The sequence below is a fragment of the Cedecea selenatireducens genome, assembly GCF_042138895.1.
Classification (GTDB): Bacteria; Pseudomonadota; Gammaproteobacteria; order Enterobacterales; family Enterobacteriaceae; genus Cedecea; species Cedecea selenatireducens.
In genome coordinates this window covers 124,800-144,530 of the sequence record NZ_JBHIKW010000005.1, presented here as the reverse complement: position 1 = coordinate 144,530, position 19,731 = coordinate 124,800, and the positions used below count along the sequence as shown (strand labels likewise).

The following is a 19,731-nucleotide window of genomic DNA, read 5'->3' as shown; positions in this document are numbered from 1 at the left end:
AGACAATGGAAAAGACATATAACCCGCAAGATATCGAACAGCCGCTTTACGAGCACTGGGAACAGCAGGGCTACTTCAAACCGAATGGCGACACCAGCCAGGAAAGCTTCTGCATCATGATCCCACCGCCGAACGTCACCGGCAGTTTGCATATGGGTCACGCCTTCCAGCAAACCATCATGGACACCATGATCCGTTACCAGCGCATGCAGGGCAAAAACACCCTGTGGCAGGCGGGCACCGACCACGCCGGTATCGCGACCCAGATGGTTGTAGAACGCAAAATCGCCGCCGAAGAAGGTAAAACCCGCCACGATTACGGCCGTGATGCGTTCATTGATAAAATCTGGCAGTGGAAGGCAGAGTCCGGCGGCACTATTACCCGTCAGATGCGTCGTCTCGGTAACTCCGTAGACTGGGAGCGCGAGCGCTTCACCATGGACGAAGGCCTGTCCAACGCGGTGAAAGAAGTGTTCGTCCGCCTGTATAAAGAAGACCTGATTTACCGTGGCAAACGCCTGGTAAACTGGGACCCGAAACTGCGCACCGCGATTTCCGACCTCGAAGTTGAGAACCGCGAGTCCAAAGGCTCCATGTGGCACCTGCGTTACCCGCTGGCCGATGGCGCGAAAACCGCAGACGGTAAAGATTACCTGGTGGTCGCCACCACTCGCCCGGAAACCGTACTCGGTGACACCGGCGTAGCCGTTAACCCGGAAGATCCGCGCTACAAAGACCTGATTGGCAAATTCATCGTTCTGCCGCTGGTTAACCGCCGCATTCCTGTCGTTGGCGACGAACACGCCGATATGGAAAAAGGCACCGGCTGCGTGAAAATTACGCCTGCGCACGACTTCAACGACTACGAAGTTGGCCGCCGCCACCAGCTGCCAATGATCAACGTTCTGACCTTCGACGGCGATATCCGCGAAGCGGCAGAAGTTTTCGATACCAACGGCGAAGAGTCCGACGTTTATGCGTCCGACATCCCGGCAGAGTTCCAGAAACTGGAACGTTTTGCCGCGCGTAAAGCCGTGGTCGCGAAGTTCGACGAACTTGGCCTGCTTGACGAAATCAAACCGCACGACCTGACCGTCCCTTACGGCGACCGTGGCGGCGTAGTTATCGAGCCAATGCTGACCGACCAGTGGTACGTGCGTACCGCGCCGCTGGCAAAAGTGGCGGTAGAAGCCGTGGAGCAAGGCGACATCCAGTTCGTGCCTAAGCAGTACGAAAACATGTACTTCTCCTGGATGCGCGATATTCAGGACTGGTGTATCTCCCGTCAGCTGTGGTGGGGTCACCGTATCCCGGCCTGGTACGACGCAGAAGGCAACGTGTTCGTTGGCCGCAACGAAGCGGAAGTCCGCGCCGAGAACAACCTGGGTGCCGACGTTGAGCTTCACCAGGACGAAGACGTGCTGGACACCTGGTTCTCCTCAGGCCTGTGGACCTTCTCCACCCTGGGCTGGCCGGAAAATACCGAAGCGCTGCGCACCTTCCACCCGACCAGCGTCATGGTCAGCGGCTTCGACATCATCTTCTTCTGGATTGCCCGCATGATCATGCTGACCATGCACTTCATCAAAGATGAAGACGGCAAGCCGCAGGTGCCGTTTAAGACCGTCTATATGACCGGCCTTATTCGCGATGATGAAGGCCAGAAGATGTCAAAATCCAAAGGCAACGTTATCGACCCGCTGGACATGGTGGACGGCATTTCTCTGGAAGATCTTCTCGAGAAACGCACCGGCAACATGATGCAGCCTCAGCTCGCGGAGAAAATCCGCAAGCGCACCGAGAAACAGTTCCCGAACGGCATCGAGCCACACGGTACCGACGCCCTGCGCTTCACCCTGGCAGCGCTGGCCTCTACCGGCCGCGACATCAACTGGGACATGAAGCGCCTGGAAGGCTACCGTAACTTCTGTAACAAACTTTGGAACGCCAGCCGCTTCGTGCTGATGAACACCGAAGAGCAGGATTGCGGCTTCAACGGCGGTGAAATGGTGCTGTCTCTGGCCGATCGCTGGATTCTGGCCGAGTTCAACCGTACCGTGAAAGCGTACCGTGAAGCGCTGGACAGCTACCGCTTCGACATCGCCGCCAACATTCTGTACGAGTTCACCTGGAACCAGTTCTGTGACTGGTACCTGGAGCTGACCAAGCCGGTCATGAACGGCGGTACTGAAGCGGAACTGCGCGGCACCCGTAATACGCTGGTGAACGTGCTGGAAGGCCTGCTGCGCCTGGCGCACCCGATCATTCCATTCATCACCGAAACCATCTGGCAGCGCGTGAAAGTGCTGAAAGGCATTACCGCAGACACCATCATGCTGCAAGAATTCCCGGCCTACGATGCGTCTCAGGTTGATGAAGCGGCGTTCGCGGACACCGAGTGGCTGAAGGACGTGATCACCGCGGTGCGTAACATTCGCGCCGAGATGAACATTGCCCCAGGCAAACGTCTGGACGTGCTGCTGCGCGGCTGTAGCGAAGAGGCGATTCGTCGCGTGAGCGAAAACCGCACCTTCCTGCAGAACCTGGCTCGCCTGGAAAGCATCGCTATTCTGCCTGTCGATGACAAAGGTCCGGTTTCCGTGACCAAGATTATCGATGGCGCAGAGCTGCTGATCCCGATGGCCGGCCTGGTTGATAAAGCCGCGGAGATCGAGCGTCTGGCAAAAGAAGTCGCGAAGATCGAAATCGAAATCGGCAAGATCGAAGGCAAGCTGTCCAACGAAGGCTTTGTGGCCCGCGCCCCGGCTGACGTTGTCGCCAAAGAGCGCGAGCGTCTCGAAGGCTTTGCCGACGCCAAAGCTAAGCTGATTGAACAGCAGGCCGTTATCGCCGCCCTGTAATCAGTCGCACTGCATAATCCGCCCTGCACTTCGGTGTGGGGCGTTTTTTATCCAGCTTGCACCCTCCGTAATGAAGTGCTATTAACTCCTTTTATCCTTCCCTAAGCCTATGAGTCGCATGATGAACACCACTGCTCCGGTTGATATGAAGCTCCAGCTGCGCCGGATTACTGCCGAAGATAATTCGGCGATCGCCCGGGTTATTCGACAGGTATCGGCCGAATACGGCCTGACCGCCGATAAAGGCTATACCGTCGCGGACCCTAACCTTGATGAGCTGTACCAGCTCTACAGCCAGCCAGGCCATGCGTACTGGGTGGTGGAAATTAATGGCGAAGTGGTGGGCGGCGGCGGCGTGGCGCCGTTATCGTGTAGCGAGCCGGACATTTGTGAACTGCAGAAGATGTATTTCCTGCCGGTGGTTCGCGGCAAAGGCCTGGCGAAAAAGCTGGCGCTGCAGGCGCTGGATCACGCCCGTGCCCAGGGCTTTAAGCGCTGTTATCTGGAAACCACGGCGTTCCTGAAAGAGGCCGTTGGTTTATATGAACACCTTGGCTTCGAGCATATTCCTGCCCCGCTCGGCTGCACCGGCCACGTGGATTGCGAAGTCACGATGCTCAAAGCGCTGTGATCACAGCGCAAAAACGAGTCTCAGTGCAGCCAGTGGACGCCATCTTCAGGCTGGAAGTAGCCGTTATAGCGCAGCTGAAAGGCGCTAATATCTGACTTATCCGGCTCCATTTCACGTAAAAAGCCCAGCGCCAGGCGAACCTGAGCGTCGGTTATCGGCGTGGCAAGCCGGGCCTTTTGCAGCCTCCGGTACCACTGCTGGAGATTTTGATCGCTGCCGTCCACAATCACCATCTGCCAGACAAGCAGCACCTGAGCGGCATTTTGCAGATGAGACTCGTCCGGGCGGTGTAGATACTGCAAAAACGCGTCGCCCTGCGCTTTCCCCATCTGATCGATCATCGACTCAACCGGCACCACATCGATCCCCAGCCGCTCACTCAGCCGGCGGATCGCCCGTCGGGAGTCAGAGGTTAGTACCCGAAAGCCGACAACAAACACCACACATAGCGTGGCCAACATAATCCAAATCATAAAGTTAGATACCCGGCAGCTTGACGACAATTTGCTAGCAATGAATGCCGGGCAGTATAGCGCAATCACTTTTCTCCGTAATGCCTCACGCCGGGGTTAACCGCAGGCATAAAAAAGCCCGGCGTTATGCCGGGCTGGAAGCGTTCACCAGGACGCTTAGGCTATCTTCAGCTGCTGGATTTTTTTCTCACGGCGAATTTTACGCTCTTCAAATATCGCCACGATGGCCATCAGCACAATACAGCCGATTGCGGCAGCATCGAGCGCGGCAAAGGTGCCCGCCCAGCCGGTCAGGCCGAAAATCGGCGTGCCGTCGGCAATCATCCCCAGGCCCAGCTTGGCAAAGCTGTCGCCAATCAGGTAAGCGAAGGTGCCCTTGATGCCGTCTGCTGCACCGATGGCTTTCTTAGGTACGAAGCCCACGGCGGCCACGCCAATCAGCAGCTGCGGCCCGAAGACCAGGAAACCAAGCGCGAACAGCGACGCCAGGTAAACGTACTGGTTGCTCGCATGCTGATACACGCCCAGCGTAGCAATGATCAATGCCAGCGCAACGCAGGCCACCAGCGCACGGCGGCCGTTGGCGAGGTCAGACAACCAGCCCCACAGCAGGGTGCCAACCAGCGCGCCCACTTCAAACAGGGTGAAGCCCTGAATCGCCACTTCTTTGGAGAGCTTCAGCTCCTGGAAGGCGTACACGGTGGACCACTGGTCGATGCCGATGCGCACCACGTACAGGAAGATGTTGGAGAAGCACAGCAGCCAGATCACTTTGTTTTTCAGCACATATTCAACAAAGATCTGCCATTTGGTCATCGAGTTATCTTCGGCTTCTTTATCTTCTTCGCTGACCTCTTCGCCAAACAGCTCTTCTGCGGTGCCGAGACCGTAAGACTCCGGGGAGTCGCTGCCGTAGCGCAGGGCAATAAAGCCAACAATCAGCGCAATAATGGACGGGAAGATAAACATCCCGATGACGTGGCCGTCAAACAGGTAGTTCGCGCCAAACAGGGCCACACCGGCCGCGCCTGCGCCGCCGAGGTTGTGGGAGATGTTCCACATACCCAGGTAGCTGCCGCGCTTGCGGCGTGGCGTCCATTTGGTGATGGTCGAATAGCTGCACGACCCGCCGGTGCTCTGGAAGAAGCCGCTCAGCGCGTAGAAGGCGATCATCAGGAACAGGCTAACCGAACCCGCGCCCATGCTGGCGCTGAAGCCGAGCATGCAGATGGCGGAAAGGATCAGCATAAACGGCAGGAACTGCTTGGTGTTCTTCCCATCCGCGTAATACGAAACCAGCGTTTTGCCCACGCCGTAGGTGATGGAGAAGCCAAGGCCGATCATCCCCAGCTGCGTCATGCTCAGCCCGTAGGTGGAGATCATGTCGTTCTGGGCGATGTTAAAGTTTTTGCGGATCAGGTACATCGTCAGGTAGCCAATAAACACCACCAGATACGACTGCATAAACGGTTTGAACCACATTTTGCGCCGCACTTCGAGCGGCAGATCCAGGGTGGGCTTGCGCACCTGGTTTAGAAAGGCCAGCATGGATGACTCCTGATATGAATACCTGCTTAATGGCAGGCATTGTAAAAATCAGCGAGCAAACTGGCCTGAGACAGCATCCAGGCCGAACCGGGAATATTTCTTAGTTTTGCCCTTCTTGGGGCAAAAGGGTGAGATGCATCACGCTTCGCTGGCGGCGCGCGGCGCCTGGGCGTTTAAAAACGGCAGCAGCAGCAAAGCCGATATCCCGGCGGCTATCGCGATCACCGCGAAGAAGCCGTTCCAGTGCCAGATATCGATCACCCGCGCCAGCGGCCAGCCGGAAAGCGATGCCCCCAGGTAGGCAAACAGCCCGACAAACCCCGTGGCCGCCCCCGCCGCCTCTTTGTGCGAGCACTCGGCCGCCGCCATGCCAATCAACATCTGCGGGCCAAAGACGAAGAAGCCGGTGGTAAAGAAGCAGGCCGCCTGCATCACGTAGCTGGCAAAAGGCATCAGCCACAGCGAGCCAACGGAAAGCAGAATCCCGGCGGCGAAGATCAGGTTCATCGGCCCGCGATTGCCGTTGAACAGTTTGTCCGAACCCCAGCCCGCCACCAGCGCGCCGATAAATCCGCCCAGCTCAAACATCGTCACCGCCGAGTTGGCGGTAACCAGCCCGACGCCGAGCGTCTCCGACATATAAAGATTGCCCCAGTCGTTGATAGCCGCCCTCACCACGTACACCAGCACGTAACACAGGGACAGCAGCCAGATATAAGGGTTAACCAACACGTACTTGTAGAGGATTTCTTTGCGCGTCAGCCCTGCACCTTCCTGCTGCTGGGCGATTTCCAGCTCGTCATGCTGCCAGTCGCCGACCGCCGGTAAGCCCACGGTTTGCGGCCTGTCGCGCAGCCGCCAGCACAGAAACAGCCCGGCGATAATCGCCAGCCCGCCTGCAATCATCATCCCGACGCGCCAGCCGTACTGTAACGCCGCTGCGCCCATGATGATGGGGATTAACGCCCCGCCCACGTTGTGCGCCGTGTTCCATACCGCCCACCAGCCGCCGCGCTCGCTGCGGGAATACCACGCCGTCAGCAGGCGGGCGCAGACCGGCGATCCCCAGCCCTGGAAAAAGGCGTTCAGCGCCCACAGCAGCGCAAACGCCCAAAGCGAGGTCGAGAAGCCAAACAGGATATTCACGATGCCGGTGGCTATCAGCCCGATGCCCATAAAGTAACGGGCATTGGAGAAGTCGCTGACGATCCCGGAGAAGAACTTCGACAGGCCGTAGGTGATGTAAAACAGCGTCGCCAGCAGGCCGATATCGGTGCGCTCCATCACGCCGGTGGCGAGGATTTCCGGCGCGGCGGCGTTAAAGCTTTTGCGGGTAAAGTAAAACAGCGCATAGCCTAGCCAGATAGTTATCAGGATATGACGGCGCCAGTAGCGGTAGCGGGCATCAATCTCACTTTTGTCGCTAAGCGGCGCGACGCTGGGCGGTACTTTTAAAAAACTGAACATGCTTGCCCCTTAGAGATAGCGCAATGGCAGGCTAACGCTGACGCGCGTGCCGTGAGTGCAGGAAATCGCGAACGTTCCGCCCAGCGCCGTGACGCGTTCGCGCATCCCGGTAAGCCCAAAGCCCTGCTGCCCGGACCCCGGCGGCAAACCGCTGCCGTCATCTTCAATCACCAGCATCAGCCGCTCTGCCTGCTGCCAGCCCTGCAGGGTTACCGCGCTGGCGCTGGCGTGCTTCACGATGTTGTTGAGCCCTTCCTGGCACACGCGGAACAGCGTCACGCGCTGCCCTTCGCTAAGCAGGGGCTCATCGATTTGCCAGTCGATATGGCCGACGATGCCGCGGCTTTCGAGCTCCATTTCACGCATCAGGGAGCGTACGGCCTGCTCAAGGGACAAATCATCCAGCTGGCGCGGACGCAAGCGCCCCAGCAGGCGACGAACCGAGTCATAAACGCCAAGCGAAAGCTGTTCGATATGCGCCCCGCTGCGCTTCACGCCTTCGTTTTCCGGCGCCTGACGCTGGACGATACCGGCCTGGGTGCGGATCGCCGTGATCGTCTGCCCGATATCGTCGTGCAGCTCGCGCGCCACTTCCCGCCGTACGCTCTCTTCGGTTTCCAGCAGGCGTTCGGCCAGGCGGCGATTCCGCGCCAGCTCCGTTTGCAGCGACTGGTTAAGCTCGCGCAAACGCTGGATCCCCGCCCCCAGTAACAGCCCGGTCAGGCTTTGTGCCAGCAGCGACAGCAGCAGATCCACCGGATGATCGTGCCAGGTCTGGCTGGCTATCAGCGCAATGGCGTTCATCAGGGTAGCAATCAGCGCCCCCTGCCAGCCGTAGTGCCAGGCCAGGGCGATAATCGGTAGCGCGAGGCAGAACGGCGTAAAACGGGAAAGTTCGGCGGGCAAACCCAGCTGTAGCCAGAGGCTGACGGCAAACAGCAGCAAATACCAAATCAGGTGACGCCCGCGCCAGTTGACCGGCTGGGAAACCAGCGCCGGACCGAGAGGCTGCCAGACGGTGCTGGTCAGGTAGTGCCAGAGCACCAGGCAGGTCGGCGCCAGCGTTAAGCCACCGGTCAGCGTCAGCAATAGCGCATTGAGGGATTCTTGCCCCTGGCCCAGCCACGGTAGCGACTGGAGCAGCGCGGCGGCGATAAGCGCCGCACCTTGCCGCAGCAGGGTGCGCCAGTCACGCTGATGGCGATAGCGGGAAATCAGCGCCACCGGCACGACGGTGAGCACCCCGCCCAGCATCAACAGCGGCAGATGGGCCAGGGCCACTTCCTGCGCGAGCCAGGCCAGCATCAGCCATTCTGCACCCAGCAGAACCGGCCAGTAGCCGCGCGGGCATTGCAGCATCAGTCCTAAACGCAGCCCAAAGGGAAACAGCAGCACCGCCAGCTCGGGCCTTTCCACCAGATGCAGGCTAATGCTCCACAGGCAAAACCAGCCGGCTGAGAAGATAAAGAAACTGGCGATAACGGCGATCAGCCGGGAGAGGAAAGTCCGCATTACCAACCGTCAAACAGACGCCGCGCCAGCGCCACATCGTTGCTGACGTCGAGCTTTTCCATCAGGTTGGCGCGGTGCACGTGCACGGTCTTCGGCGACAGCCCCAGCTCGGTAGCAATCTCTTTAACCGCCATGCCCTGCGCCAGCTTTTCCGCGACCTGCCGCTCGCGCTTCGTCAGCGGATCCTGCCGCCCGGCCGCCAGCTTCATGGCGATATCCGGCGTCAGGTAGCAGCCGCCCGTCGCCACGGTGCGCACGGCAGCAATCAGTTCGTCCGGGCTGCAGCGTTTGGATAAAAAGCCGCGCGCCCCGGCGTTCAGCGCCTGCTCCACCAGCGCCGGGCTGTCGTGCACCGACAGCATGATGATCGCCATCCCTTTCGGCAGTTGGCTAAGCAACTCCAGCCCGGAAATATCCGGCATCGAGATATCGCAGATGCAAACCTGCACGCCGTGCCCCGGCAATCCCGCCAGCGCCTCGCGCCCTGAACCAAACTCGGCCACAACATGAAAATCAGCCTCGAGCCCAAGAAGTTGGGCAAAGCCGGAGCGGACGATAAGGTGGTCGTCGATAAGGGCAATGGCGGTCATGATGCTTTCCAGGAAGGTAAAAAAACGCGCATACCTTAGCGATAAGCGCGTGACTGTTCAAGTCTTAAGCGATTTTGAGGCTGCGCAGCGGGCTACTCCAGCGCAACCGACAGGCGGATAATCCCGGCCGCACGGGCCGGAGGAAGCTGCAGCACGTTGCGCCACAGTTCCTGCACCTGATTACAGACCAGCCCCTCTTTGCCCACCGCTTTGTGCGGCTCGGACATCAGCTGCAGATCGCTGCCGTAGCGCTTCGTCAATTGCCGGACGATAGGCTGAATGTCCTGCCGTGCCTGTTCGCGTTCGGCGTCGGTGACGCTGTGTTTGTCCGGGCCGTAGGCGGAGCGCATCATCGCCGCATCCACCTGCATACGGCGCATCGTCACGTCGCGAGGCAAGATTTTCGGGGAGTTGATCCCGCCCTTCACGCCCGGGAACAGGAAGCGGAAACAGGCGTCATCGCTGGACTTCTGCACCATCGCCGTTTGCTGCATGTTCACCTGCATAAACGCCACCACGTTGTCATCCGTCGCGCTTTGCAGACGCTTCATCTCCACGGCGAGGATTTGCGGCTGGATGGTGTCGATAACCTCCTGCTCGGTTTTCCCCTGCCGGTGCATCTCCACCGCCTGCTGGCGAATAGACATCCACAGCGCGGGCTCCTGTTCCTTCAGCACCTGGTAAACCGGCATCCGGGCCATAGCATCGTCAAGTTCGGCCAGTTCCTGCCCGGATCTGTCGCGTGGAATCAGATATTTTACGTCAAGGATGTTCCACGCCATGATGGCGACCAGCGCAATGACCACCGCGCCCACTTTGCCGACCCAGCCCTTCTTTCGAAATATCGCCACCACTGCGGCGATCGCGGCGCCGACATAGCCTGCAATAATGACGTGGGTCCAGTTCATGGTTCATCCTTCTAGTCTGCGGGCACGCCGCTGTGAAAACGAAACTCGTCGTCGTGGCTTTGGATTAGTTCAGCCTCGACGTGGCCAAAAAAGCGAACGCGTTCGCTGATATCGCCCCCGGCAATCTGTTCTGCCAGCGTTAAATAATCCTGATAATGCCGAGCTTCGGAACGCAGCAGCGACAGGTAAAAACGCTGTAATTCATCGTCCAGGTGCGGCGCCAGCGCGGCAAATCGTTCACAAGACCGCGCTTCAATGTAAGCCCCGCAGATAAGCTTATCGACCAACATCAGCGGTTCATGAGTGCGGGTTTCACTCAGTAAACCTTTAGCGTAGCGGCTGGCGGTGATTTTGGCGTACGGGATGTTACGGGCAATCATGATTTCCCGCACCTGCCAAAAATGGTGCAGCTCTTCTTTGATCAGCAATACCATGCTGTCGATAAGCTGCTGCCCCCAGCCGTGCTTCGTTTTCGGCATGATGCTTTTGTTCAGGCCTTTATGAAGCGCCAGAAAATCGGGCTCTTCACCATCGCGAAAAGCAAAAGCCTCATAGGGCTGCAGCCAGGCCAGCAGCGCCTGCGAACCTTCTTTATCGGCAACGTATTTACGGACGAACAGCATCGCGGTTTGCGCGGCTTTCAGTTCGCAAATCATATGGTCGGTTAACAGCAGGGGCAGATTTTCCGGGCGACGGGCTTTTTGAATCCACGCTTCGGGCGTTGGGCACAGCAGGAATTGGTTTATCGGGGAGAGGAGTTGCTGGTAGTCCATGAGGTATCCTGAAGCGCAGCGGCCGAACGCCGCTGCACCGCTTACTTTTAGTGACGCACGCCGTCGTCGTCTTCGTCCTGATATTCGTCGCCTTCTTCGCCTTCCTCACCCTCTTCGCCGTTCGGGTCTTCGAAGTAGGTGCCCCAGCCGTCGTATTCCACGCCGAATTTCTCTGCCAGATTCAGCAGCTGTTCAACCTGGGCACCGATCAGTTCAGCGTTCAGCGCGCATTCGCTCAGAATGTCGCAGCAGATGACGGTATCGCCTTCTTCAACTTCCAGCTCTTCCGGGTCGGTGACTTCATAACCCAGCTTGAAAGCTTCAACGGCGGCTTTCTCCAGCGTTTCGAAATCATCCGCAGAAAGGTGGTGTTCGATGGTGTACAACGCGTCCGGATCGCTACCGTCGTCCAGCAGTTCCTCAATGATTAAACGTGTTTCTTCGCGCTGTTCTTCCAGCTGTTCTGGATTTGCCATGGCCCTTTCCTCAAATGTGTAGGCAGATACTCTCATTTTCACACACGCCGGGGTTTGCCTCCACCTTTCACGGCAAAGTTTTAACTCGCGGGGTTGCAATTGAATATTCATACATATAAATTGAATTTTAATTCAATAAAGGCTTGTGCCACGCGAGGAAAAAATGAGTCACTTCTATCAGAAAAATTTTCTTAAGCTGCTCGATTTTACCCCTGCTCAACTTAACGAATTGCTGGTCCTTTCCGCCAGGCTGAAAAGCGATAAGAAAAAAGGAAATGAGATTCAGCAGCTTACTGGCAAGAATATTGCGCTCATCTTCGAAAAAGATTCGACTCGTACTCGCTGCTCTTTCGAAGTTGCCGCTTACGACCAGGGCGCGCGCGTCACTTACCTCGGCCCAAGCGGCAGCCAGATTGGGCATAAAGAATCAATTAAGGATACGGCACGCGTGCTGGGCCGTATTTATGACGGCATTCAGTATCGCGGCTATGGTCAGGATATCGTCGAAACCCTCGCCAGCTATGCGGGCGTGCCGGTGTGGAACGGGCTGACCAACGAGTATCACCCTACGCAGCTGCTGGCAGATTTGCTCACCATGCAGGAACAGTTGCCGGGCAAAAACCTGAATGAGATGACGCTGGTGTATGCCGGGGACGCGCGCAACAACATGGGTAACTCCATGCTTGAGGCCGCCGCACTGACCGGACTTGATCTGCGCCTTGTGGCGCCGAAAGCCTGCTGGCCGGACGAAAAACTCGTTGCCGAATGCCGGGCCATGGCCGAAAAAACCGGTGGGAAAATCACTCTAACCGAAGACGTTGCCGCGGGCGTTAAGGGCGCGGACTTCATCTATACCGACGTTTGGGTTTCGATGGGCGAAGCCAAAGAGAAGTGGGCCGAGCGTATCGCCCTGCTGCGTCCTTACCAGGTTAACAGCGCCATGCTGGCGTTAACCGGCAATCCGCAGGTCAAACTCATGCACTGTCTGCCGGCGTTTCACGATGATCAAACCACGCTGGGCAAGCAAATGGCGCTGGAGTTCGACCTGCACGGCGGCATGGAGGTTACCGACGACGTCTTTGAGTCTTCCCACAGCGTCGTATTCGACCAGGCTGAAAATCGGATGCACACCATCAAGGCCGTTATGGTCGCCACGCTGGCAAAATAGTTTTTTCGCTCCCAGGGCTTATCCTGGCCCCTCGGCGGCTTTCCCGTCCGAGGGGTTTTCTTTTCCTCCGCATGTTTATTACTAAAGATGTTGCGTGTCTGGTGCATCACCCGCGTTTTTTATGCACAAAAAAGGCATAACCTCATACACCGTCAGTTTGAACACACCGCCAACACCTTGTTTTATTGTAAGTAATAAGAAAAAACTCTTCCCGCTCACAGTTTCCATTCACTGCATTCATGTCAGATTGAAAATAACTATTGTTCTATTTTCTTCCCTGCACGGCATTAAACAAAATCCACAATGAATAACCATTCAAACTGAGAATAAATAACATTAATAATCAATGCATTAAGAAATTCCTGTTTTCGCATAAAATCACAACCCTTTAACACCAAGAAATAATTAAAACTCCTTCAGCGAGTAATTATGCATTTGTCACCACCCGTATAATTGCTATTTCCTGACACCCATCAATTAATAACAAGACAAATAAAAACAGCCTTGAACACGTGATAAACCTCACATTAAATGGTTGTGAAGAAATTAAGATACGCCACGAAGACAACTTAACGGGTTATTAAAATCGCGACGCAATATTCATTGCGCCACAGGCACTTTTATCTCCAGATTAATGCAAAGGAATAGTCATGGACAAACATTATGTCGGTTCCGAAATAGGTCAATTACGTAGCGTGATGCTGCATCGCCCAAACCTCAGCCTGAAAAGACTTACCCCTTCAAACTGTCAGGAATTATTATTTGACGACGTGCTGTCGGTTGAACGTGCCGGTGAAGAACATGATGTGTTCGCCAACACCCTGCGCGGCGAAGGCGTCGAGGTTCTGCTGCTCACCGACCTGCTGACGCAGACGCTGGACGTCAGCGATGCCAAGGCCTGGCTGCTGAACACGCAGGTTTCAGACTACCGTCTGGGGCCGGCTTTCGCCTCCGATGTGCGCGGCTGGCTGGCCGATATGCCACATCGTGAACTGGCGCGCCGCCTTTCTGGTGGGCTGACCTATGGAGAAATCCCAACACACATAAAAAATATGGTGGTGGATACTCACGCCGCGACCGATTTTATTATGAAGCCACTGCCAAATCATTTATTTACCCGCGATACATCCTGCTGGATTTATAACGGCGTCTCTATTAATCCAATGGCGAAAGCGGCTCGCCAACGTGAAACCAATAATTTAAGAGCAATTTATCGCTGGCATCCGGCATTTACCGACGGAAAATTCATTAAATATTACGGCGATGAAAATATTAATTACGACCATGCCACGCTGGAAGGCGGAGACGTATTAGTCATTGGCCGCGGTGCGGTATTAATTGGCATGTCCGAACGCACCACGCCTCAGGGCATAGAGTTCCTCGCTGAATCATTATTCAAACACCAGCAGGCAACCCGCGTAATTGCCGTCGAGCTGCCGAAACACCGCTCCTGCATGCACCTCGACACCGTCATGACCCATCTCGATATCGACACCTTCTCCGTTTACCCGGAAGTCGTCCGCAAAGACGTGCAGTGCTGGACCTTAACCCCTGACGGCCACGGCGGCATCAAACGCCACCAGGAAACCAGCCTGGTAAACGCCATCGAAAAAGCGCTGGGTATCGATCAGGTCAAGCTCATCACCACCGGCGGCGACGCCTTTGAAGCCGAACGTGAGCAGTGGAACGACGCCAACAACGTGCTGACCGTTCGCCCCGGCGTCGTTATCGGCTACGAACGCAACATCTGGACCAACGAGAAATACGACAAAGCCGGGATCACCGTTCTGCCGATTCCTGGCGATGAACTGGGGCGCGGGCGCGGCGGCGCACGCTGCATGAGCTGCCCGCTGGACCGCGACGGAATTTAAGGGAGCAAAGCATATGGAACTAAAACCCACGCTGGTTGTGGCGCTCGGCGGGAATGCTCTGCTGAAACGTGGAGAACCGCTGGAAGCCGACCTGCAGCGCAAAAACATCGAGCTGGCGGCGAAAACTATCGCCCGGCTCACCAGCGACTGGCGCGTTGTGCTGGTGCACGGCAATGGCCCGCAGGTTGGCCTGCTTGCCCTGCAAAACAGCGCCTACCAAAACGTGAGCCCTTATCCGCTGGACGTTCTTGGCGCAGAGAGCCAGGGAATGATCGGCTACATGTTGCAGCAGGCGCTGAAAAATCATCTGCCTGACCGTGAAGTCAGCGTGCTGCTGACGCAGGTTGAAGTGGATCCGCAGGATCCGGCCTTCAACAATCCGACCAAGTATATCGGCCCGGTGTACAGCAAAGAGCAGGCGGATGAGCTGGTGCGTGACAAAGGCTGGTCGGTAAAAGCTGACGGGCAGTATTTCCGCCGCGTGGTGCCGTCACCACAGCCCAAACGCATCGTCGAGAGCGATGCCATTACGGCGCTTATTCAGCGTGACCATCTGGTCATCTGCAACGGCGGCGGCGGAGTGCCGGTGGTGGAGAAAGCCGACGGCTACCACGGGATTGAAGCGGTCATTGATAAGGACCTTTCCGCCGCGCTGCTGGCCCGCCAGATAGAGGCCGACGCCCTGCTGATCCTGACCGACGCCGACGCGGTTTACCTCAACTGGGGCACGCCGGCGCAGCGCCCGCTCACCAGCGTGACACCGACTGAGCTGGAAGGGATGAGCTTTGACGCCGGATCGATGGGCCCCAAAGTGGCCGCCTGCAGCCGCTTTGTCGCCAGCTGCAACGGCATCGCCGGGATTGGCGCGCTGGAAGATGGCCCGGCGATTCTGGCCGGTGAGAAAGGCACGCTTATTCGGGAGCGGTGAAAACCCCTCACCCTAACCCTCTCCCCCGAGGGGAGAGGGGATAAAACAGAGTCGCCTGCGCTTCCCCCTCTCCCTTTTAGGGAGAGGGCCGGGGTGAGGGTCAGCAAACTATTACTCTTCAAGGATAACGAAAATGACTATCAACTTAAAAAACCGTAATTTCCTGAAACTCCTCGACTTTAAACCTGCAGAAATTCAGTACCTCATCGACCTGGCTCGTGACCTGAAGGCCGCCAAACAGGCCGGTACTGAGAAAAAAACGCTATGCGGTAAAAACATCGCGCTGATCTTCGAAAAAACCTCCACCCGTACCCGCTGCGCCTTTGAGGTCGGCGCGTTTGACCAGGGCGCGCTGGTGACCTACCTCGGGCCAAGCGGATCGCAAATCGGCCATAAAGAGTCGATGAAGGACACCGCTCGCGTGCTGGGGCGCATGTACGACGGGATTGAATACCGCGGCTATGGCCAGGACATCGTCGAAGAGCTGGGAGAATTCGCGGGCGTGCCGGTGTGGAACGGGCTGACCAATGAATTCCACCCGACCCAGATCCTCGCCGACCTGATGACCATGCTGGAGCATGCGCCGGGCAAAAAACTGAAGGATCTCTCCTTCGCCTATCTCGGCGATGCCCGCAACAACATGGGCAATTCCCTGATGGTGGGTGCCGCCAAGATGGGCATGGACATTCGCCTGGTAGCGCCAAAAGCCTTCTGGCCTGAGGCGGCGCTGGTCGAACAATGCCGCGCCATCGCCAAAGAAACCGGCGGGCGCATTATGCTGACCGACAGCGTGGCGGAGGGTGTTGCGGGGGTAGATTTCCTCTACACCGACGTTTGGGTTTCGATGGGTGAACCTAAAGAAGCCTGGGCCGAACGCGTGAGCATCATGACGCCGTACCAGATTAACCAGAACGTCCTCAACGCGACCGGCAACCCGAACGTCAAGTTCATGCACTGCCTGCCCGCCTTCCACAACGAACACACCAAAGTCGGCAAAGAGATCGAAGAAACCTACGGCCTGAAAGGGCTGGAAGTGACCGAAGAGGTCTTTGAGTCAAAACACTCCATCGTCTTCGACGAAGCCGAAAACCGTATGCACACCATCAAAGCCGTGATGGTTGCCACGCTCGGCGCGTAACGCTGTCGGGCAGTGAGAACCTCTCGCTGCCCGTTTTGCCCTTATGCTGCCTGGCGCAGCGGGAGAAAAGGAAATGGCCGATGTTACCCATGAAGGTGCCACAGACACCTCCGCAAGCAGTGAGAGAAAACTCGGGCTCAGCGCGCTGGTTGCGCTGGTTATAGGCTCAATGATCGGCGGCGGCGTGTTTAGCCTGCCGCAAAACTTTGCTTCAGTAGCCTCACCCGGCGCGCTGCTGATTGGCTGGGTGATTACCGGCGTGGGCATGCTTTGCCTCGCGTTTATTTATCAGAATCTCAGCGCCCGTTGCCCCGATCTTGACGGCGGCGTTTACAGCTATGCCCGCGCCGGGTTTGGCGACTTTATCGGCTTCCAGTCCGCCTGGGGCTACTGGTTCTCCGCCTGGCTCGGCAACGTCTCTTATGCGGTGCTGCTGTTCAGCGCCATGAGCTTTTTCATCCCGGTTTTTGGCGATGGAAACAACCTGCCGTCGATTATCGGCGCCTCCATCGTGCTTTGGTTAGTTCATGCCCTGGTGCTTCGAGGAGTGCGTGAAGCCGCCTATATCAACACCATTCTTACCGTGGTGAAGGTCATTATTCTGCTGGTGTTTATCGTCGCGGTGTTGATTGCCTTCCGGATTGGCGTGTTCACGGCAGATTTCTGGGGCCGCATGATGCTGGTCGAAGGGTCACGCCCGGAGATTTTCGATCAGGTGAAAAACACCATGCTGGTGACCACCTGGGTGTTCATCGGTATTGAAGGGGCGACCGTCGTTTCCGCACGTGCCGCAAAACGTGAGGATATTGGTAAGGCCACGGTTATTGGGCTGCTGGGCGCGCTGGCGATTTACGTGCTGGTTAGCGTGCTGTCGATGGGCATTCTCGATCAGGCGAGCCTGGCCGGGCTGAAAAACCCGTCAATGGCCGGCGTGCTGGAAAGCGTGGTCGGGCCGTGGGGCGCTAAGTTCGTTGCCGGCGGGGTGATTCTTTCGGTTGCCGGGGCGCTGCTGGCCTGGACGCTGTTCGCCGCAGAATTACCGCGTGTCGCCGCTATTGACGGCATTTTCCCCAAAGTTTTTGCGAAAGAAAATGCCCGCCACTCGCCCTCATTTTCGCTGTGGATCACCAATGGCTTAATTCAGATCTTCCTGATCCTGACCCTGTTCTACGCCGCAGGCTATCAGGCGCTGTTTTCCATCGCCACCGCGGCCATTTTGCCGCCCTACCTGTTCAGCGCCGCCTACGGGTTAAAGCTGGCCTGGACCGGAGAACGCTACAAACAGGGCGAATCGCGCACCGGTGGCATTGTGCTTGGCCTGATTGCGACGGTTTACGGCTTCTGGCTCTGTTACGCCGCCGGTGACTCAATGCTGCTGAGCTCGCTGCTGTTTACGCCAGGGATTCTGGTGTTCCTGTGGCAGAAAAAGTCCCAGGGCCAACCGCTGCTGAAAAGCTATGAGCTGGCCATAGCGATTGCCATCCTGGCGCTGGCCGCGTGGACATTAAAACTGGTGATAAGCGGAAATTTACAGATATCCTGACGACATTAACGCCACATTAGTGGCGTTAAGTTCTTTAATTCAACAAATTGACGATATTTTTAAACGATAAAATCGGCAAAGGCTTTTCTATCAAACGGTTTCAGACATCCACCATGTCTGGTAACGCGCCAGCAATCAAAGGAGTGGTGAATATCATGAGGATCTCCCGACTCTCGTCCGAGAAAGAGCAGCGCCAGCTTGAGCTATGCCAGCAGCTCATCAGCCATAAGAGCTATCACTCCCAGGAGCAGCTACGTCATGACCTGAAGCAGCACGGCTTTGAAGCCATCAGCCAGTCCACCGTCTCCCGCCTGCTCAAGCTGCTGGGCGTCATCAAAATGCGTAACGCTAAAGGACAAAAGATCTATGCCCTCAGCCCGATGACCCTGCCGCAGCCGAATGCGGCGCGCTCGGTGGCCGAAATGGTTATCAGCGTTGAGCACAACCGCGAGTTTGTGATGGTTCATACGGTGTCCGGCTACGGCAGAGCGATAGCCAAAATACTCGATCACCACGCCATCGCCGAGATTTTGGGCGTGGTCGCCGGCAGCAGCGTCGTGTGGATTGCCCCCCGTGAGATCCGCAAAACGCCGCAGGTGCATCACCGTATTATGCGTACGCTGGGTTTAGCATAGGCTCGCCGCAACCGATTGCCGCCCCCCTAAAAAGTGTGATTTTAGCGCTTGCAGAGAACACGTACGCGCGTATAATGCGCCACAATTTGCCGGGAGGAAGCATGGTCCACTGTGTTCAAAAAAATGCCGCAGCGCGCCGTCTGAAAACAGACGCGGCAGGGCGTTTTTCTTCCCGTTGCAGCGTCGAATTTCTAAATTCCCAAATTGCTAAGGCCCCTCGTTGAGGGGCCTTTTTTTTGCCCGTCGGACCGAGAACAGGAGAGAAACATGACTAACCCGCTCTATAAAAAACACATCATTTCCATCAATGATCTCAGTCGCGAAGAACTTGAACTGGTGCTGGCAACCGCGGCAAAGCTGAAGGCTAACCCGCAGCCGGAGCTGCTGAAGCATAAGGTTATCGCCAGCTGCTTCTTTGAAGCATCCACCCGCACCCGCCTCTCTTTTGAAACCTCCATTCACCGCCTGGGCGCTTCGGTGGTGGGTTTCTCCGACAGCAGCAACACTTCGCTGGGCAAGAAAGGCGAGACGCTGGCGGATACCATTTCCGTCATCAGTACCTACGTTGACGCCATCGTGATGCGCCACCCGCAGGAAGGTGCGGCTCGCCTGGCCACCGAGTTTTCCGGCGAGATCCCGGTTCTGAACGCAGGCGACGGTGCCAACCAGCACCCAACCCAAACCCTGCTGGACCTGTTCACCATTCAGGAGACCCAGGGCCGCCTGGAAAACCTGAATATCGCCATGGTCGGTGACCTGAAATATGGCCGCACCGTGCACTCTCTGGCCCAGGCGCTGGCGAAGTTCAACGGCAACCGCTTCTACTTTATCGCCCCGGCCGCGCTGGCAATGCCGCAGTACATTCTCGATATGCTGGATGAGAAAGGGATTGCCTGGAGCCGCCATGAGTCCATCGACGACGTGGTAGGCGAGCTGGATATTCTGTACATGACCCGCGTGCAAAAAGAGCGCCTCGACCCGTCCGAGTACGCCAACGTTAAGGCGCAGTTTATCCTGCGCGCCGCCGACCTGACCGGCGCACGCAGCAACATGAAGGTGCTGCACCCGCTGCCGCGCGTGGATGAAATAACCACCGATGTAGACAGCACGCCGCACGCCTGGTATTTCCAGCAGGCAGGTAACGGCATTTTTGCTCGCCAGGCGCTGCTGGCGCTGGTTTTGAATCGCGAACTGGTTTAAGTGAGAGGA

The 19,731-nt window shown here is 57.1% G+C and carries 17 protein-coding genes; 9 read left to right on the top strand and 8 right to left on the bottom strand.

What is annotated here, in order from left to right:
- Positions 1-5 precede the first annotated feature (5 nt).
- Both ACE38U_RS10325 and ACE38U_RS10320 read left to right on the top strand, forming a co-directional pair.
- Complete coding sequence (locus ACE38U_RS10325) at positions 6-2,861, top strand: valine--tRNA ligase (protein WP_375529688.1); 2,856 nt, start codon at positions 6-8, stop codon at positions 2,859-2,861.
- 121 nt (positions 2,862-2,982) lie between these two features.
- Entirely contained in the window at positions 2,983-3,492 is a 510-nt protein-coding gene (locus tag ACE38U_RS10320) for a GNAT family N-acetyltransferase (protein ID WP_038483156.1), read from the top strand.
- Between the two features lie 20 nt (positions 3,493-3,512).
- Here the strand turns inward: ACE38U_RS10320 and ACE38U_RS10315 are convergent, their stop codons facing one another.
- From ACE38U_RS10315 to rraB, 8 genes are all read right to left on the bottom strand, one after another.
- Positions 3,513-3,965 carry a DUF1198 domain-containing protein gene (locus ACE38U_RS10315; RefSeq protein ID WP_375529687.1) on the bottom strand — a complete coding sequence of 151 codons (453 nt, stop codon included), beginning with the start codon at positions 3,963-3,965 and terminating at the stop codon, positions 3,513-3,515.
- Positions 3,966-4,121: 156 nt separating this feature from the next.
- The gene (gene uhpT / locus ACE38U_RS10310; protein ID WP_375529686.1) at positions 4,122-5,513 is read right to left on the bottom strand and encodes a hexose-6-phosphate:phosphate antiporter UhpT; all 1,392 of its coding nucleotides are present in this window, start codon (positions 5,511-5,513) and stop codon (positions 4,122-4,124) included.
- Between the two features lie 138 nt (positions 5,514-5,651).
- Positions 5,652-6,980 carry an MFS transporter gene (locus ACE38U_RS10305; protein WP_038478635.1) on the bottom strand — a complete coding sequence of 443 codons (1,329 nt, stop codon included), beginning with the start codon at positions 6,978-6,980 and terminating at the stop codon, positions 5,652-5,654.
- 9 nt (positions 6,981-6,989) lie between these two features.
- Positions 6,990-8,492: a signal transduction histidine-protein kinase/phosphatase UhpB gene (gene uhpB / locus ACE38U_RS10300; RefSeq protein ID WP_176981526.1), complete on the bottom strand. Its 1,503-nt coding sequence runs from the start codon at positions 8,490-8,492 to the stop codon at positions 6,990-6,992.
- Positions 8,492-9,082, bottom strand: a complete 591-nt coding sequence (uhpA, locus tag ACE38U_RS10295) for a response regulator transcription factor UhpA (protein WP_375529685.1) — start codon at positions 9,080-9,082, stop codon at positions 8,492-8,494. The genes uhpB and uhpA overlap by 1 nt, the downstream gene beginning before the upstream one ends.
- 92 nt (positions 9,083-9,174) lie before the next feature.
- Positions 9,175-9,990 (bottom strand): topoisomerase II, encoded by an 816-nt coding sequence (locus tag ACE38U_RS10290; protein WP_375529684.1) that lies wholly within the window; start codon positions 9,988-9,990, stop codon positions 9,175-9,177.
- 11 nt (positions 9,991-10,001) lie between these two features.
- A complete protein-coding gene (miaE, locus tag ACE38U_RS10285) occupies positions 10,002-10,763 on the bottom strand; it encodes a tRNA isopentenyl-2-thiomethyl-A-37 hydroxylase MiaE (RefSeq protein ID WP_375529683.1) in 762 nt (253 codons plus the stop codon).
- Between the two features lie 47 nt (positions 10,764-10,810).
- The gene (rraB, locus tag ACE38U_RS10280; RefSeq protein WP_038478623.1) at positions 10,811-11,239 is read right to left on the bottom strand and encodes a ribonuclease E inhibitor RraB; all 429 of its coding nucleotides are present in this window, start codon (positions 11,237-11,239) and stop codon (positions 10,811-10,813) included.
- 163 nt (positions 11,240-11,402) lie between these two features.
- On the opposite strand from rraB, the gene argF (ACE38U_RS10275) reads away from it, so the two are divergent.
- The 7 genes from argF (ACE38U_RS10275) to pyrB all read left to right on the top strand — a co-directional run bounded on the left by argF (ACE38U_RS10275) (position 11,403) and on the right by pyrB (position 19,722).
- The gene (gene argF / locus ACE38U_RS10275) at positions 11,403-12,407 is read left to right on the top strand and encodes an ornithine carbamoyltransferase (protein WP_375529682.1); all 1,005 of its coding nucleotides are present in this window, start codon (positions 11,403-11,405) and stop codon (positions 12,405-12,407) included.
- A gap of 650 nt (positions 12,408-13,057) precedes the next feature.
- Positions 13,058-14,278, top strand: coding sequence for an arginine deiminase (gene arcA / locus ACE38U_RS10270; protein ID WP_038478617.1), 1,221 nt, complete (start codon positions 13,058-13,060; stop codon positions 14,276-14,278).
- A gap of 13 nt (positions 14,279-14,291) precedes the next feature.
- Positions 14,292-15,206, top strand: a complete 915-nt coding sequence (locus tag ACE38U_RS10265) for a carbamate kinase (protein ID WP_375529681.1) — start codon at positions 14,292-14,294, stop codon at positions 15,204-15,206.
- 133 nt (positions 15,207-15,339) lie between these two features.
- On the top strand, positions 15,340-16,344 hold the full coding sequence (gene argF / locus ACE38U_RS10260; RefSeq protein ID WP_038478609.1) for an ornithine carbamoyltransferase: 1,005 nt from the start codon (positions 15,340-15,342) through the stop codon (positions 16,342-16,344).
- A gap of 73 nt (positions 16,345-16,417) precedes the next feature.
- Positions 16,418-17,887, top strand: coding sequence for an arginine-ornithine antiporter (arcD, locus tag ACE38U_RS10255; RefSeq protein WP_176981522.1), 1,470 nt, complete (start codon positions 16,418-16,420; stop codon positions 17,885-17,887).
- A 155-nt stretch (positions 17,888-18,042) separates the two neighbouring features.
- Positions 18,043-18,522: an arginine repressor gene (locus ACE38U_RS10250; RefSeq protein ID WP_038483150.1), complete on the top strand. Its 480-nt coding sequence runs from the start codon at positions 18,043-18,045 to the stop codon at positions 18,520-18,522.
- A 267-nt stretch (positions 18,523-18,789) separates the two neighbouring features.
- Positions 18,790-19,722: an aspartate carbamoyltransferase gene (pyrB, locus tag ACE38U_RS10245; protein ID WP_038478601.1), complete on the top strand. Its 933-nt coding sequence runs from the start codon at positions 18,790-18,792 to the stop codon at positions 19,720-19,722.
- The last annotated feature ends 9 nt before the right edge of the window (positions 19,723-19,731 follow it).